The organism is Amycolatopsis sp. NBC_00348 (assembly GCF_036114655.1).
Lineage (GTDB): Bacteria > Actinomycetota > Actinomycetes > Mycobacteriales > Pseudonocardiaceae > Amycolatopsis.
The window spans coordinates 612002-627436 of the sequence record NZ_CP107994.1 but is presented as its reverse complement, the minus strand read 5'-3'; the positions used below and the strand labels follow the sequence as shown (position 1 = coordinate 627436).

The window sequence follows — 15435 nt, the reverse complement described above, 5'->3', positions numbered from 1 at the left end:
CGCAAAGCCGACGCAGACGGCACGGTGGCCCGAGCAAGCAACCTGCGATCAGCCCCGCTCACCTCAAGCAAACCGACGCGGGCGACACACCGGCAAGATCGAGCATCCGATCAGCCACGACCCGCGCGACCCAGCGGCCCGACTCGATCACCAACCACCCCAGCGAGCGACATCGCCGCGAGACAGAGCGGGCACCAGCCGGCAAACCGCGAACCGCGTCAGATGCCCGACTCGCCGCGCCAGCGGGCCAGGCGGCCGGCGCGGTCCACCGCGCGCAGCCGGCGCTCGGCGTCGTCGCGGGCCGTGGCTGTCGTGACCACCAGGAGCTGGTCGTGCTCCTGCAGGCGGCTCGTCTTCTGCGGTGTGAAGCCCGAGCCCGCGCGCACGACCAGGCTCACCGTCGCGCCCACCGGCAAGCGCAGCTCCGAGAGGTAGACGCCGTGCAGCTTCGAGCCCGGCTGGATGCGGACCTGCAGCAGCTCGGCGCCCAGCTCGTCCAGTGGTGCGGAGTCGACGTCGATCTCGTACGCCTCGGACTTCTTCGACAGCCCGAGCCAGCGCGCGAGCGGGCCGAGGGTCGCGCCCTGGAGCAGTGTCAGCACGATGACCAGCACGAACACCGCGTCGACCAGGCGCTGGGCGCCCGGCAGGCCCTCCGACAGCGGGATCATCGCCAGCACGATCGGCACCGCGCCGCGCAGGCCGGCCCACGACAGGAACGCCTGTTCCCGCCACGGCAGCCGGAACGGCAGCATCGAGAGCACCACCGAGATCGGCCGGGCCAGCAGCAGCACGACGGCGCCCGCGACCAGGCCCGGCACCAGCGTCTCGAGCAGCCGGCTCGGCGACGCGAACAGCCCGAGCAGCACGAACAGCCCGATCTGCGCCAGCCAGCCCAGGCCTTCGGCGAACGACAGCGTGTCCGAGCGGTGCGGCAGCCGCGAGTTGCCCAGGACCAGCGCCGCGACGTACGTGGCGAGCAGGCCCGACGCGTGCAGCAGCTGCCCGGACGAGTACGCCACGACGCACACCGCGACCGTGGCCAGCGGGTACAGGCCGGTCGCCGGGAGCGCGGCGCGCCGCAGGGCGATGCCGCCGAGCCAGCCGAACGCCAGCCCGATCGCCAGGCCCGCCGCCAGCTCGTAGACCGCCAGGAACGGCAGCGTCCAGTCCACAGTGGTGCCCTCGGCCAGCACCACGACGGCGATGTAGGCCGGCGCGTCGTTGATGCCGGACTCCAGCTCCAGCGCGCCCACCAGGCGCTTGCCGATCCCGGCCGTGCGCAGCACCGAGAAGACGGCCGCGGCGTCGGTCGACGAGAGCACCGCGCCCCACAGCAGCGCGAGCCGCCAGTCGAGGCCCAGCAGCCAGTGCAGGGCCGCGCCGGTGACCGCGATGCTGACCACGACGGCCACTGTGGACAGTACGATTCCGATGCCCAGCGAGGGTTTCACCGCCGACCACCGGGTCGTCAGCCCGCCTTCGGCGAGGATCATGACGAGCGCGGCCAAGCCGAGCGACTGGGTCAGGCCGGGGTTGTCGAAGCGGATGCCGAAACCGGCTTCCCCCAGCACGACGCCGATGCCGAGGTACAGCAGCAGCGAGGGCAGGCCGAGCCGGATCGAGACGCGCACGGCGAGCACGGAGGCGAGCAGGACGACACCGCCGACGCCGAGCAGCACGGGAAGCTGGTCCATGCCGCCTCCCTCCCGAGTGCTGTGGGGCCCTCAGAATAGTGAAGCGGCCGGGTTAACTCCTTCGTGTACCACTGGGACGAGTCGGACAACCGGTGTGTTAAGGCCGGAGCAACGCCAGATCGACGCCGAGCGCGGCGAACGGCTTCTCCGCCGCGGGCAGCACCTTCACCGCGCGATGGCCTTCGGCGGCGACCCAGCCGGCGTCGACGGCCTTGCCGAGCAACGCCGCGGGCAGCGACCCGGCGAGGTGATCGCGGCGCTCCGTCCAATCCAGACAGTCGCGCAGGAGGGCGCGCCGCCCGTCCGGCACCGGCACGCCCAGCTCGTCGAGCACCTCGTGGCCGCGGCCGGTCAGCGTCAGCCCGGCGTCGGTGCTGACCAGCCCGGCGGCGAGCATGCCGTCACGCAGCGCGACGCCGACCTGGCCGGCCAGGTGGTCGTAACAGGTGCGCGCGAACCCGAGCCGCCGCACCCGCACCGACGACTTCAGCCCGGTCACCGGCCGGTGCTCGGCGTGCTGGGCCAGGTGCTCGATCAGCTCGGCGACGCGCGGGTCGGCGATCCGGACGTAACTGGCCCGCCCCTGCTTCACGCGGGCGACGAACCCGGCGTCGACCAGCCGGGTGACGTGCTCACTCGCCGTCGACAGCGCGATCCCGGCCGCCTTGGCCAGCTCGCCGACCGTCCACGCCCGCCCGTCGAGCAGGACGAGGCACATGGTGGCGCGGCTCGGGTCGGCGAGCACCGCGGCCACCTCCGCCAACGCGATCGTCTCCATGTCCCCACGGTACGACCCCGCCGGCTTCGGTGGCCGCCGAAGCGTCAGACGCCCTTGAGGAACTTCGCGGCCAGCTGCACGGCCGGTCCCGAGTCGTTCGAGTTCTCCAGGACGACGGCGAAGGCGACGTTCCCCCGGTAGCCGACGAACCAGCCGGTGGCCTGCTGCCCGTCGCCGAACTGGGCGGTGCCGGTCTTGCCGAACACGCTCCCGGCGCCCGCCGCCGCCTTGCCGGTACCGCTGGTGACGACCGCGCGCATCATCTTCCGGACCTCTCCCAGCACGGACGCGGGCGGCGGCGAGTAGCCCTTGACGACGACGGTGTCGAGGTCGTGCCACAGCTTCGGCGTGATCGCCTTGCCGCCGGCGACCGTCGCGGCCATCATCGCGCCGCCGAGCGCGCTGGCCTGGATCCGGCCCTGGCCGAACCCGTCCTCGACCTGCTCGTCCTTGCTCGCCGCGGGCTCGACCTTGCCCAGCTCGGTCTTGAGGCCCGGGATCTCGTAGTCGGCGTTGAGGCCCAGCTCGTTCGCCGCCTTCACGAGCCCGTCCGCGGGCAGGTTCAGCGAGAGCTGACCGAACGTGGTGTTGCAGGAGCGCGCGAACGCCGTCTGCAGGTTCGTCGCGCCCAGCTCGAAGCCCTCGTTCTTGACCGTGCGCGTGCCGATCGTCGCGACGCCGGGGCAGTCGACCGGCGAGGCCGCGTTGAGGCCGCTCTGCTGGATCGCCGCGACCGAAGTGGCGATCTTGAACGACGATCCGGGCTCGTACAGCCCGTTCAGGGCCTTCGGCGAGAGGCCGGCGGCCGCGTTCTGCGCGACGGCGAGGATGTCGCCCGAGCCGGTGTCGAGCGCGACGAGCATCGCGGACCCGGAGTAGCCGTCGACCGCGGCTTGCGCGGACTGCTGCGCGCCCACGCTCAGGCTCGACGTCAGCGGCTTCGCGCCCTCGTCCGACGCCTTCCCGAAGAGCGTCTCCAGGTTCTTGCCGCTGGTGTCGGTGCGGACGACCGCGAACCCGGTGCCCGCCGCGGCCGTGGCCTGGCCGAGCAACGCGGACCGCAGCAGCGGCGCCGGGTTGCCGTCGGCCGGGCGCAGGCCGCCGGCCCCGCTGATGATCAGCGGCTTGCCGTCGCGGTCGGCGACGGCGGTGCTGTCCTGGACGGCCGTGCTGATCGCCAGCCGCTGGCCCGCTTCGAGCTTCGGGTGCAGCAGCGTCGGCGCCCAGTGCACGAGCCACTTGCCGCCGGCCTGAGCCAGCGTGAACGGCACGTCGTAGGACCAGACCTGACGATCCTTCAGTGTCCAGGCCAGGTGGTAGGTCCCGCTCGTCTGCTTCGCCCCGGCCGGGGTCGGCTGCAGCACGGTCAGCTTCGCGGACAGCGCCGACGGCTGGAGCGTGTTGCGCGCGTCCCGCAGCGCCACCGCCGCCGCCGTGTTGTCGTCGGTCAGCCGGGCCGCGGCGTCCGGGTTGTTCTCGGCGAAATCCTGCAGGTACTCGGTGATCGCCGAGTTCGGGTCGAGCGCGCCGGGGCTTGCGACGGCCGTCTCACCCGGGCCGGCGGCCGCTTCGGGTGCACTCCCGCTGTTCAACAGGAAGAACGCCGCCACCACGACCGCGACCACCGCCAGCGCGCCGCCGATGAGAATGCCGCGTTTTCTGCCAGGACTCATTTCTCGCGTACCCCTCCCCAGTGCGCGCCTCCCGCGCGCACAAGGGCCCAGCTTGCCGATTCCCGGCCCTTTCGGGTGAGAAAGCGACCGATTCGTGACCGGCCTCGTGAGTGTTTAGGGCGGTTAGAACCGCCCTAAACACTCACGACGGGTTCAAGCCTTGGCGACCGAGACAGTCACCTTCGTACCGTCACCGACCGTCCCGGCGAAGCCGCCATCCACCGCCGCGTAGGTCACCGACGTTGCCAGCGTCTCCGAGGCCAGGAACTTCTCGTGCCGCGTCGCCGCTTCGACGACGTCGTCGGGCGCGTCGATGGTCAGCGCGATCCGGTCGGCGACGTCGAGGCCGGCGTCGCGGCGGGCCTGCTGGACCACCCGGATCAGGTCGCGGACCAGGCCTTCGGCCGCCAGGTCCGGCGTCACCTCGGTGTCGATCAGGACCAGCCCCGAGCCGCCGGGCAGCTCGGCCGCCGCGCCGCCGCCCTTGGCGACGAGCCGGCGATCGAACTCGCCTTCCTGCAGCTCGATCCCGGCCGCGACGACCTTGCCGCCCTGCAGCGACCAGTCCCCCGCCTTGACCGCCTTGATCACGGTCTGGACGTCCTTGCCCAGCCGTGGCCCGGCAGCACGCGCGTTCACCGCGACCTCGAACCCGCCGTGCGCGGCGACGTCGGCGGTCAGCTCGACCGCCTTGACGTTCACCTCGTCGCGCAGGATGTCGGCGAAGGCGCCCAGCGACTCGGCGTCGTCGGCCGCCACGACCAGCGACGACAGCGGCAGCCGCACGCGCAGCTTGTTGCTCTTGCGCAGCGACAGCGCCGACGACGCCACCTGCCGGACCCGGTCCATCGCCGTCACCAGCGCCGCGTCCGCGGGCAGGTCGAGCGCGTTCGGCCAGTCGGTCAGGTGCACCGAGCGGCCGCCGGTGAGCCCGCGCCAGACCACCTCGGTGGTCAGCGGCAGCAGCGGCGCCGCGACCCGCGACGTCACCTCCAGCACCGTGTGCAGCGTGTCGATCGCGTCCTGATCACCCGCCCAGAAGCGGTCGCGGGAGCGCCGGACGTACCAGTTGGTCAGGGTCTCCAGGAAGTCCCGGACCGTCTGGCACGCGCCCGCGACGTCGTAGTGGTCCATCGCGGACTCGACGTCGGTGACCAGCTCGTGCGTCTTCGCCAGCACGTACCGGTCGAGCACGTTCGCCGAATCGGTGCGCCACTTGCCTTCCACGCCCTCGGCGTTCGCGTACAGCGCGAGGAAGTAGTACGAGTTCCACAGCGGCAGCACGGCCTGGCGGACGGCGTCGCGGATGCCCTTGTCGGTGACGACCAGGTTGCCGCCGCGCAGGATCGGGCTCGCCATCAGGTACCAGCGCATAGCGTCGGAGCCGTCGCGGTCGAAGACCTCGTTGACGTCCGGGTAGTTGCGCAGCGACTTGGACATCTTCGCGCCGTCGGAGCCCAGCACGATGCCGTGCGAGACGCAGGTGCGGAACGCCGGGCGGTCGAACAGCGCCGTGGCCAGCACGTGCAGCAGGTAGAACCAGCCGCGGGTCTGGCCGATGTACTCGACGATGAAGTCGCTCGGGTAGTGGTGCTCGAACCAGTCGGCGTTCTCGAACGGGTAGTGCACCTGGGCGTAGGGCATCGAGCCCGAGTCGAACCAGACGTCCAGGACGTCCGGGACGCGGCGCATGGTGGAGTTCCCGGTCGGGTCGTCCGGGTTCGGCCGGGTCAGCTCGTCGATGTAGGGCCGGTGCAGGTTGTCCAGCCGCACGCCGAAGTCGGCCTCCAGCTCGTCGAGCGAGCCGTAGACGTCGGTGCGCGGGTACTCCGGGTCGTCCGACTGCCACACCGGGATCGGCGTGCCCCAGTAGCGGTTGCGCGAGACCGACCAGTCGCGCGCGTTCTCCAGCCACTTGCCGAACTGACCGTCCTTGACGTTCTCCGGGTACCAGGTGATCTGCTGGTTGAGCTCGACCATCCGGTCCTTGAACTGCGTCACCGCGACGAACCACGACGACACCGCGCGGTAGATCAGCGGGTTCCGGCAGCGCCAGCAGTGCGGGTAGGAGTGGTCGTAGGTCTCGTGGCGCAGCAGCACGGAACCCTGCTGCCCGGCCGAACCCGTGCCGTTCTTGAGGTCGCGGACGATGTTCGGGTTGGCGTCGAACACCTGCTGCCCGGCGTAGTCGGGCACGGTGTCGTCGAACTTGCCGTGCGCGTCGACCGGCGTGACCGGCGGGATCCCGGCGGCGTCGGTGACGGCCTTGTCCTCTTCACCGTAGGCGGGCGCGATGTGCACGACGCCGGTGCCGTCGTCGGTGGTGACGTAGTCGGCCGCCAGCACGCGGTGCGCGTTCTCGGTGCCGGTGAAGTACGGGAACGGTGGTGCGTAACGGTTCCCGAGCAGCTGCGCGCCGGTGTAGCGCGCGACGACCGCCGGCTCCTCGCCGAGCTCACGCGCGTACGCGGCGACGCGCGCTTCGGCGAGCAGGAACCGCTTGCCGGGGAGGTTCTCGCTCTCGACCACGACGTACTGCACCTCGGGGTGCACCGCGGTGGCGAGGTTCGACGGCAGCGTCCACGGCGTGGTCGTCCAGATCAGCAGGTAGGTGCCGTCCAGCTCGTTGTCGTTGCCTTCCATCCGGAACCCGACCGTGACGGCCGGGTCCTGGCGGTTGCGGTAGACGTCGGCGTCCATGCCCAGCTCGTGGTTGGACAGCGGCGTCGCGTCGCGCCAGCAGTAGGGCAGGACGCGGTAGCCCTCGTAGACGAGTCCCTTGTCCCACAGGCGTTTGAACGCCCACAGCACCGACTCCATGTAGGTGACGTCGAGCGTCTTGTAGTCGTTGTCGAAGTCGACCCAGCGCGCCTGGCGGGTGACGTAGTCGCGCCACTCGCCGGTGTAGCGCAGCACGGACTCGCGCGAAGCCTCGTTGAACTTCGCGATGCCCATTTCTTCGATCTCGGACGTCTCGGTGATGCCGAGCTGGCGCATCGCCTCGAGCTCGGCGGGCAGGCCGTGGGTGTCCCAGCCGAAGCGGCGCTCGACCTTGCGGCCCTTCATCGTCTGGTAGCGCGGCACCAGGTCCTTGACGTACCCGGTGAGCAGGTGGCCGTAGTGCGGCAGGCCGTTGGCGAACGGCGGGCCGTCGTAGAAGACGTACTCGTTGTCACCGTGCTCGCCGGCGGGGCGCGCGTCGATGCTCGCCTGGAACGTCCGGTCGCTCTCCCAGTAGGCGAGGACGTGGGTCTCCAGCTCGGGGAAGGACGGCTGCGACGGCACTCCGGCGCTGTCGCCGAGCTTGGCCTGGGGGTACATCCGGGTGCTCCTCGGTTCGTCACTCTCGTACGGACGACCGGCTCCCGGTCACCCACACGGGGACGAGACGCCTTCCGGCGTTCCGCGGTACCACCCCGCTTGCCTGGCGATGAAGGCTGCCGGGCCGCTCGTTCCACGGCTGTCACGGGCCGCACCCGTCCGGTTCTACTGCGAGCGGTGAGGCTCGGTTCTTCCGGAAGCTCCCCGGTGATGGCCGGATCGACGCTGTGCTGGTACCAGGTTAACCGCTCCGCGCAACCGGGTTGTCACGAGGGCCGCCGCCGGAAATGGAGGCGCCTTCGCGGACGCGTCGCCGTTAGCATCGCCGGGCGCCGCTTTCGGCGTGCAGCGGGCGAAACACGGGGGACGTTCATGGTTCTGTCCGGCGCGGAACTGGCGGACTTCGCCGCGCGGGAGTCCTTGCTGGGCCGGGCCACCGACGCGATCTGGGCCCGGTTCGACGAGCTGTGTCCCGAGCCCACCGGCGAGCTGCTGGCGCTGCGGCTGATGGCGGCGGCGAACCGCGACGACCCCGCTGCCGCGTCGCGAGACCTCGAGCGAGCCGCCGCGGCGGCGGAGGAGGCGGGCAACGCCGTGCTGGCCGAGTCGGCACGGGGCGCCCGGCTCCTGCTGCTCGCGCCGGCGGCCGCCGAGACCGCGCTCGAAGCCGTCGCCGGCCGGGTGGCGGCGCTCGGCGACGCCGAAGGACACAGCTTCGCCTTGCTGCGGCTGGCCACCGCACACTTCGCGCGGCAGGACTTCCCGGGCGCCCGGGAGGTCCTCGACCGCGCCGAGACCCCCATCCACGCGACCGGCAGACCCGAGCTGGCCGGGCTGTGGCTGGCCCGCCAGGCGGTCCTGTCCGCCAACCTGGGCGACTTTCCGCGGGCGATCGGGCTGGCCACGGAGGCCGCGGCGCGCTACACCGAAGCCGGGTCCCCGGAGCGCACCGCGCACGCCCAGCTGCTGATCGCGCGATTCCGCCGGAGCCAGGGCGACGTCGAAGGCGCGTTCACCGCCACCACCGGCATCGACGCCGGCACGGACCTGGGCATCCAGGCCCAGGTCAGCCGGCTCCGAGGGAGGCTGGCCCGGCGGCTGGACCGCCCGGAAGACGCGATCGCGGCGTTCCACTCGGCGATCACGGACTTCACCGCGGCGGGCAAGCCGGTCGACGCGGCCGCCACCCACATCGACCTCGCACGGGCGTACCTGGACGTCGACCGCCCGGAGCACGCGGCGGCGGCCGTCACCGACGCGGAGCCGGTACTGGCGCGGGCCGGGGCCGAACGGGACCAAGCGAACGGCCGGATGCTGCTGGGACACGCGTATCGCGCTCTCGGCCGTCCGGAGCAGGCTTTGGCGTTATTCGGTGCGGCGGCCGGGTACTTCGCCGTCGCCGCGCCGGCCGTCGCGGGCGAGGCGAGAGAGGCACTGGCGGACGTCCTCGCCGAGCTGAACCGCGACGCGGAAGCGGCGGCCGAGTACACCCGAGCGGCGGGGCACTTCGAGCAAGCAGACCTGAAGTCATCCGAACTCCGCACGCTGCGTCGAGCGCTGCTGTCCTGGCTCCGGGACGGCGACGCCGACCGGACGCTGACGGCGCTGGCCGCAGCGGATGCGGCCGAGCCGAACCCCACGGACCCGGACGCGGCGTGGGAACGCGCGATGACAACGTTCGACGGCGCCCGAGCGTTGTCGGAGCTGGGCCACCCGGCGGCGGCGTACACCCGGGCAACCACGGCGGTGGCCGAGCTGCGCGCGATCGACGCGACCCCGATGATCGTCGTGGCGGAGTTCCTGTGTGGACAGTTGCTATGCGAACTCGGAAAGTTCGCCGAGGCCAGGGAAAAGCTGACCGCGACGCTGGCACTGCTGCCGGAGCACGCGAGCCGCAAACGGAGGGATGTCGAGGCGCTGCTGGCAGAACTGCCGGACTAGGACACAGCCTCCCGGGTTCGCACGCCGGCCAGTGTCACGAGGGTTGCCGTCAGCCACAAGGCCGCCGCGATCACGCCCGCCGTGTGCAGGCCCGTCACGAAAGTCGCCGTTCGGGTCGGTTCGCCGACCATCCGCCACGCCCAGCGCGCAGCCCGTCTGGCGGGCCGTGTTGTTGACCCCGCTCGCGATGCCCGCGCGCTCGGGTAGCACCTCCGCGACTGCGGCCGTCACCACTGCCGTCGTCAGGAGGCCCACGCCCACCCTCAGGAGGGTCGGAAGCAGAGTGGGCGCTGCTCGAAACCTGCCTCGGCGTGGTCAGCGGTGCGCGGCCACCAGCGTCGCGTCCGGGGCACAGCGAGCACACGGGGTGAAGCCCAGCTGCCGGGCTTCGCCGATGCCGATGGGAATGGTGTCGCGGGTGCCGACCCAGGTGCAGCCCCGGACGTGGTAACGGGGGTGCTCGTCGACGACGACGACCTCGTCCTCGAGGTCGGCCAGCAACGCGATGTCCGCGTCCGACGTCGATTCCTCACCGGGTTCGGCGTCGTCGGGTTGTTTTTCCGCCACGGAAGCCGCGGACACGGCCGTGGCGGCGGAAGCAGCGGGTGCCTCAGGGGACTCGGAAGTCTCGGCGGCGGGCTCTTCGGTGACGTCGGGTTCGGGCGTGTCGGCCGGATCCCCCAGCTCACCGGCGGTGGGAATGAGGACGGTTTGGTCCTCTTCGACCGGTTTCTCCGGTTCCTTGAACAGGCTCGGCTTCGCGTCGGACGCCGGCTCCGAAGGCTCGACGACGGAAGCAGGCGAGGCGGCGGGCGTCGCGGATCGCCGGCGACGGCGCAGCCAGTCGACGACGAGGATCACCCCGGCGAGCACCGAGAGGCCGATGGAAACCCACGCCCACAGCGAAGAAGCCGTGATGAGCGCGGAGACGAGCAACCCCAGAGCCGCCAGTACCAGTACCAGCACGATGTAGAGCACGGTGAATTACAGCATGAACGGGCCGGGTTCGGTCCACGACCCGCCCACGTGCGGTACCGGATCGACTCCTGACCGTGGCAGAACCCCGCCGGCGCCGCAGAACTGCCGGCGCCGGCGGGGTGTGCCCGGAGAAATCAGCCCGCTTCGGCCCGGGGGCCGAACGAGTAGCCCTGGCCGCCACTCGACGATCCGGACGACTGCCCGGAGTTCGAGGAGGCCGAGGCCGGTGCGGCGGAGCCGCGGTCGTCGAGCTCGCGCAGCTGGGACTCGAGGAACCCACGCAACCTCGTGCGGTACTCCCGCTCGATGGTGCGCAGCTCTTCGATCTTCTTGCCCAGCCCGCCCTTCTCGGAGTTCAGGCTGTTCATCGTCTCGGTGTACTTGCGCTGCGACTCGCGTTCCAGCGTGGTGGCCTTGTCGCGCGCCTGGCGCTCCAACGTCTCCGCACGGGTCCGCGCGTCGTTCAGCATCGTGTCGACGCGCGTGCGCGCCTCGTTGACCATCGAGTCGGACTTCGCCCGGGCGTCCGAGAGCAGCTGCTCGGACTTGGTGCGGGCCTCGGCCAGCATCCCGTCGGACTCGGTCTTCGCCTCGGCGGTCAGCCGGTCGGCCATCTCCTGGGCGAGCCCGAGGACCTTGGCCGCCTGCACGTTGGGCTCGCCGCTGTCGGCCACCATCGAGTGGGCCTGGGTCTGCTCCATCGCGGACGCCGGCGGCGGCACCGGCGCGAGACGCCGGGACGGCTCTTCCCGCATCGGGGGCTGTGCGGACTTCGCGCTGTCGAGCTCGCTACGAGTCGATTCGAGCTCGGCGTCGAGCTGCTCCATCTGCTGGCGCAGCTCGTTGTTGTCCTCGATCAAGCGGGCCAGCTCGGTCTCCACCAAGTCGAGGAACGCGTCCACCTCGTCCTCGTTGTAGCCCCTCTTGCCGATGGGCGGCTTGCTGAACGCGACGTTATGCACGTCAGCGGGGGTCAACGACATCAGATCACCTCACGCACTCCATGGCCTGCAGGGTCCACCCAAGTCTCCCCGATCAACTTGGAGTCGCCAGTTGCATCGCGAAGAACACAACCAACAGCAGAACCATAATCGATAAGTCCAGTCCGACGCCGCCGATCCGCACCATCGGGATGATTCGCCTGAACAGGCGAACCGGCGGGTCCGTCACTGTGTAGATGGTCTCGAGCGTCACCGCAACCCCTCCGGCCGGGTGCCACTCCCGTGCAAAGGTGCGGACGAGTTCGACCACGATACGTGCCGTCAGCAACAGCCAAAACGCGAACAGCACGTACCAGACGACCAGCCACACAGCTTCCACGTACCTACTCTAACCGGGCGTCCTCGTCGAAGACGCAGTTGAGGGGGTCGACGCGGCATCGGGTCGACAAAATCACGTTTGCTTGCGCTCAGCGGTCCGCGCGACTTCAGCCGCGCAGAAACAATCCGCCCTCGGCAATCCGCCGGCGGTCCTCCGCGGTCACGTCCACATCGGGCGGTGAGAGAAGGAACACCTTGTTGGTGACCTTGTCCATCGACCCGCGCAGCGCGAAAGCGAGCCCGGCGGCGAAGTCCACGAGCCGCTTGGCGTCCGCGTTGTCCATCTCGGTGAGGTTCATGATCACCGGGATGCCCTCGCGGTAGTGCTCGCCGATGGCGCGCGCTTCCGCGTAGCTCGTCGGGTGCAGCGTCGTGATCCGGCTCAAGGGGTCACGCACCGGCTGGCGCACGACCGGCTCGGTGACCGGTCGCAGGCGCGCCACGGGCTCCGGCTGCCGGTCCATGGCGAGCGCGCCGTGGACCGCGGGCTCCGACCCGGGCACGGAGCGTGAACGGGCTCGGCTGACGGGCTCGTCGTACGTGTCCTCGCTGTCGCGGTACCGTGAGCGCGACCGAGGAGCAGGCTCCTCGTAGGAGTCGTACTCGTCGTCCGCGTAGCCGCGTCGATAATCTTCTTCGACGTCGTAACCGTCGTCGTCAGCGGGCACCATCCCGAAGTAGGCCTTCAGCTTCTGCAGCGCGCTCATGCCTCTCCCTAGCCCTAGCCGCTCCCGCACCAACGCTTCTCCACGCCGTCAGTGCCCCGTATGGACGACCACTAAACGTGACCGGCACACGAGCTCCCTACGGCGAGGCTAAACCGCGCCCGCCGAGCAGTGCGGTTCCGACACGCACACAGGTTGAGCCGTGCGTGATCGCCTGCTCGAGATCATGGCTCATCCCGGCGGAGACTTCTGCGGCATTCGGGTGATCTTTTCGGAGGCTTTCCGCCGCGCGGGCGAGCTTCTCGAAGGCTTCCCCGGGATCGGCGCCGAGCGGCGCGACGGCCATCAGGCCACGAAACCGCAGTTCACCCGTGTGAGTTACGTGCTCGGCGAGCGCCGCGAGCTCGCCGAGCGGGCAGCCGCCGCGCTCGGTGTCGTCGTCGAGGCTCGCCTGGATCAGGACGTCGAGCGGTTCGTCACGTTTACCGGCGTAACGCGCGGTGTGCACGGCCTTGGCGAGCGCGTCGGCGAGCCGGGCCGAGTCGACCGACTGCACTTCGTGCGCCCACTCCACCACGGACCGGGCCTTGTTCCGCTGCAGCCGGCCGACCATGTGCCACCGCAGCGCGGACCCGGGGCGCAGTTCGGCGACCTCGGCCGCCTTCGGCCCGGCCTCCTGGTCGCGGTTCTCGCCGACGTGGGTGACACCGAGGTCGGCGAGCAGCGCGGCGTCCGACGCCGGGAAGGTCTTGGTCACGGCGATCAGCCGGACCTCGTCGCGGGCCCGCCCGGCGGCGCGGCACGCGGCCGCGATCCGCGCCTCGACCTCGGCCAGGTTCGCGGCCAGCTCGGCCTTGCGGTCGGTCATGCCTCGATCCAGGTGATGCCGGCGAGCCGCCCGGTCGTCCCGTCGCGCCGGTAGCTGAAGAGTGTCTTGTCCTCGTTCGTGCACCGCGGGTCGACGCCGATCTTGCCGACGCCCAGGCCGGCGAGCTGCTGCCAGAGCCCGGCGCGCAGGTCGAGACCGGGCGTGCCCTTGCGGGTCTTGCAGGCGGTGCCGGGAACGTGCTTCTCGACGTCGGCGGCCATCGCGGCCGGCACCTCGTAGCAGTCGCCGCAGATCGCCGGGCCCAGCAGCGCTTCGATCCGCTGCGGCTCGGCGCCCGCTTCGCGCATCGCCGCCACGGCGGCCGGGACGACGCCGACCCGGGTGCCGACGCGGCCCGCGTGCACCGCCGCGACCACCCCGGCCTCGGCGTCGGCCAGCAGGATCGGGACGCAGTCGGCGACGAGCACCACCAGCGCGACGCCCGGCGTCGCGGTCACCAGCGCGTCGGTCGCCTCGGCGGCGCCGGTCTCCGAGCCGTCCACAGTGGTCGCCGTCCGGCCGTGGACCTGCTCCATCCAGGCCAGCTTGTCCTCGGCCAGGCCCAGCTCGGCCGCGAGCCGCTTGCGGTTCGCGTAGACGTCACCGTCGTCGTCGCCGACGTGGTCCCCCAGGTTGAACGTGTCGTACGGCGGCCGTGACGCGCCACCCGCCCTGGTCGTGACCACTCGCCGAACCCGCATGGTGCCATCCTCCCAAACGCCGTGAAGGCCTCCTTCCCGGCCTTTAGCGCCGGTAAGGAGGCCTTCACGGACCACAGTTTCTAGCGCCGCATGAACGGCGGCACGTCGACCTCGTCGTCCGACGGGTCGTCGTGCACCGGCATGGCGCGCCCGGGCAGGCTGCCCTGGGTCGCGTTGGAGCCCATCGGCGAGTAGCCGCGCGAACCGCCGCCGGGCTGCGGGAGCCCGCCGGTGTTCTGGCCGCCGGCCGACGGCAGCGGCGTGTGCGACCGCGGCGGCGCGACCGGGTAGCCCGAACCCGAGGCGGACGGCACCGGGGTGGCCCCCGACGGCGGCCCCTGCTGGTTCGAGACCTGCCCGGCCGAGGCCGACGCCGTGCCCGCGCCCTGGCGCGAGCCGGAGCCGAAGGTCGACGGGTCGAGCTTCTTGTGGGTCGGCGCGCCGGCGTCGAAGCCGGCCGCGATCACCGTGACGCGCACCTCGTCGCCGAGCGAGTCGTCGATGATCGTGCCGAAGATGATGTTCGCGTCCGGGTGCGCGGACTCCTGCACCAGTGACGCCGCTTCGTTGATTTCGAACAGGCCCAGATCCGAACCACCCGCGATCGAAAGCAGTGCGCCGTGCGCACCATCCATGGAGGCTTCGAGGAGGGGCGAGTTGATCGCCTTCTCCGCGGCCTGGATGGCTCTGCCTTCACCGCGTGCGCTCCCTATACCCATCAGGGCGGAGCCCGCGCCGGACATGACGCTCTTGACGTCGGCGAAGTCGAGGTTGATCAGGCCCGGGGTGGTGATCAGGTCGGTGATGCCCTGGACACCGGAGAGCAGCACCTCGTCCGCGGAGCGGAACGCGTCCATCAGCGAGACGCCGATGTCGCCGAGCTGCAGCAGCCGGTCGTTCGGGATCACGATGAGGGTGTCGCACTCGTTGCGCAGCGACTGGATGCCGTCTTCGGCCTGCTTGCCGCGGCGCTTGCCCTCGAAGGTGAACGGGCGCGTCACGACGCCGATGGTCAGCGCGCCCAGCTTGCGGGCGATCTGCGCCACGACCGGGGCGCCACCGGTACCGGTGCCACCGCCTTCGCCGGCCGTCACGAACACCATGTCGGCGCCCTTGATGACCTCTTCGATCTCTTCACGGTGGTCTTCGGCGGCCTTCTGGCCGACCTCGGGGGCGGCGCCCGCGCCGAGGCCACGGGTCAGCTCGCGGCCGATGTCCAGCTTGACGTCGGCGTCGGACATGAGCAGTGCTTGGGCGTCGGTGTTCACCGCGATGAACTCGACACCCTTGAGGCCGACCTCGATCATGCGGTTCACGGCGTTCACGCCGCCACCGCCGATGCCGACCACCTTGATCACCGCAAGGTAGTTGTGCGGGGGCGTCATCGAAGTCCGCCTTCCTGATCGTTGTGCCCGTACAGCCCGCCGGCCGGTGATCAACTCTCAACCTAAACCCCAGATTGAGAGTTATGTCAACCGCCGACGTTAGGCAGGA

The 15435-nt window shown here is 70.9% G+C and carries 12 protein-coding genes; 1 reads left to right on the top strand and 11 read right to left on the bottom strand.

The annotated features are described in order from the left end of the window. Positions 1 to 218: 218 nt before the first annotated feature. From OHS58_RS03000 to ileS, 4 genes are all read right to left on the bottom strand, one after another. Positions 219 to 1697: a potassium/proton antiporter gene (locus OHS58_RS03000; RefSeq protein ID WP_247054527.1), complete on the bottom strand. Its 1479-nt coding sequence runs from the start codon at positions 1695 to 1697 to the stop codon at positions 219 to 221. A gap of 97 nt (positions 1698 to 1794) precedes the next feature. After that, positions 1795 to 2475, bottom strand: a complete 681-nt coding sequence (locus OHS58_RS02995) for an ArsR/SmtB family transcription factor (RefSeq protein ID WP_328647046.1) — start codon at positions 2473 to 2475, stop codon at positions 1795 to 1797. 44 nt (positions 2476 to 2519) lie between these two features. Continuing rightward, on the bottom strand, positions 2520 to 4148 hold the full coding sequence (locus tag OHS58_RS02990; RefSeq protein WP_328647045.1) for a penicillin-binding transpeptidase domain-containing protein: 1629 nt from the start codon (positions 4146 to 4148) through the stop codon (positions 2520 to 2522). Positions 4149 to 4301: 153 nt separating this feature from the next. Further along, positions 4302 to 7469, bottom strand: coding sequence for an isoleucine--tRNA ligase (gene ileS / locus OHS58_RS02985; RefSeq protein ID WP_328647044.1), 3168 nt, complete (start codon positions 7467 to 7469; stop codon positions 4302 to 4304). A gap of 372 nt (positions 7470 to 7841) precedes the next feature. Between ileS and OHS58_RS02980 the strand changes: the two genes are divergently transcribed. Next, a complete protein-coding gene (locus tag OHS58_RS02980; protein WP_328647043.1) occupies positions 7842 to 9410 on the top strand; it encodes a hypothetical protein in 1569 nt (522 codons plus the stop codon). A 315-nt stretch (positions 9411 to 9725) separates the two neighbouring features. Here OHS58_RS02980 and OHS58_RS02975 read toward each other — a convergent pair whose 3' ends face one another. The 7 genes from OHS58_RS02975 to ftsZ all read right to left on the bottom strand — a co-directional run bounded on the left by OHS58_RS02975 (position 9726) and on the right by ftsZ (position 15326). Then, a complete protein-coding gene (locus OHS58_RS02975) occupies positions 9726 to 10388 on the bottom strand; it encodes a hypothetical protein (RefSeq protein ID WP_328647042.1) in 663 nt (220 codons plus the stop codon). 134 nt (positions 10389 to 10522) lie between these two features. Then, complete coding sequence (gene wag31, locus OHS58_RS02970; RefSeq protein WP_247054541.1) at positions 10523 to 11371, bottom strand: DivIVA-like cell division protein Wag31; 849 nt, start codon at positions 11369 to 11371, stop codon at positions 10523 to 10525. 52 nt (positions 11372 to 11423) lie between these two features. Beyond that, on the bottom strand, positions 11424 to 11699 hold the full coding sequence (locus OHS58_RS02965) for a YggT family protein (RefSeq protein ID WP_013224824.1): 276 nt from the start codon (positions 11697 to 11699) through the stop codon (positions 11424 to 11426). 115 nt (positions 11700 to 11814) lie between these two features. Beyond that, positions 11815 to 12414 carry a cell division protein SepF gene (locus tag OHS58_RS02960; protein ID WP_247054543.1) on the bottom strand — a complete coding sequence of 200 codons (600 nt, stop codon included), beginning with the start codon at positions 12412 to 12414 and terminating at the stop codon, positions 11815 to 11817. A gap of 97 nt (positions 12415 to 12511) precedes the next feature. After that, complete coding sequence (locus OHS58_RS02955; RefSeq protein WP_326951597.1) at positions 12512 to 13240, bottom strand: YggS family pyridoxal phosphate-dependent enzyme; 729 nt, start codon at positions 13238 to 13240, stop codon at positions 12512 to 12514. Next, positions 13237 to 13941: a peptidoglycan editing factor PgeF gene (gene pgeF, locus OHS58_RS02950; RefSeq protein WP_328647041.1), complete on the bottom strand. Its 705-nt coding sequence runs from the start codon at positions 13939 to 13941 to the stop codon at positions 13237 to 13239. Before pgeF ends, OHS58_RS02955 begins: the two co-directional genes overlap by 4 nt. A gap of 80 nt (positions 13942 to 14021) precedes the next feature. After that, the gene (ftsZ, locus tag OHS58_RS02945) at positions 14022 to 15326 is read right to left on the bottom strand and encodes a cell division protein FtsZ (RefSeq protein WP_247054548.1); all 1305 of its coding nucleotides are present in this window, start codon (positions 15324 to 15326) and stop codon (positions 14022 to 14024) included. Positions 15327 to 15435: the final 109 nt, after the last annotated feature.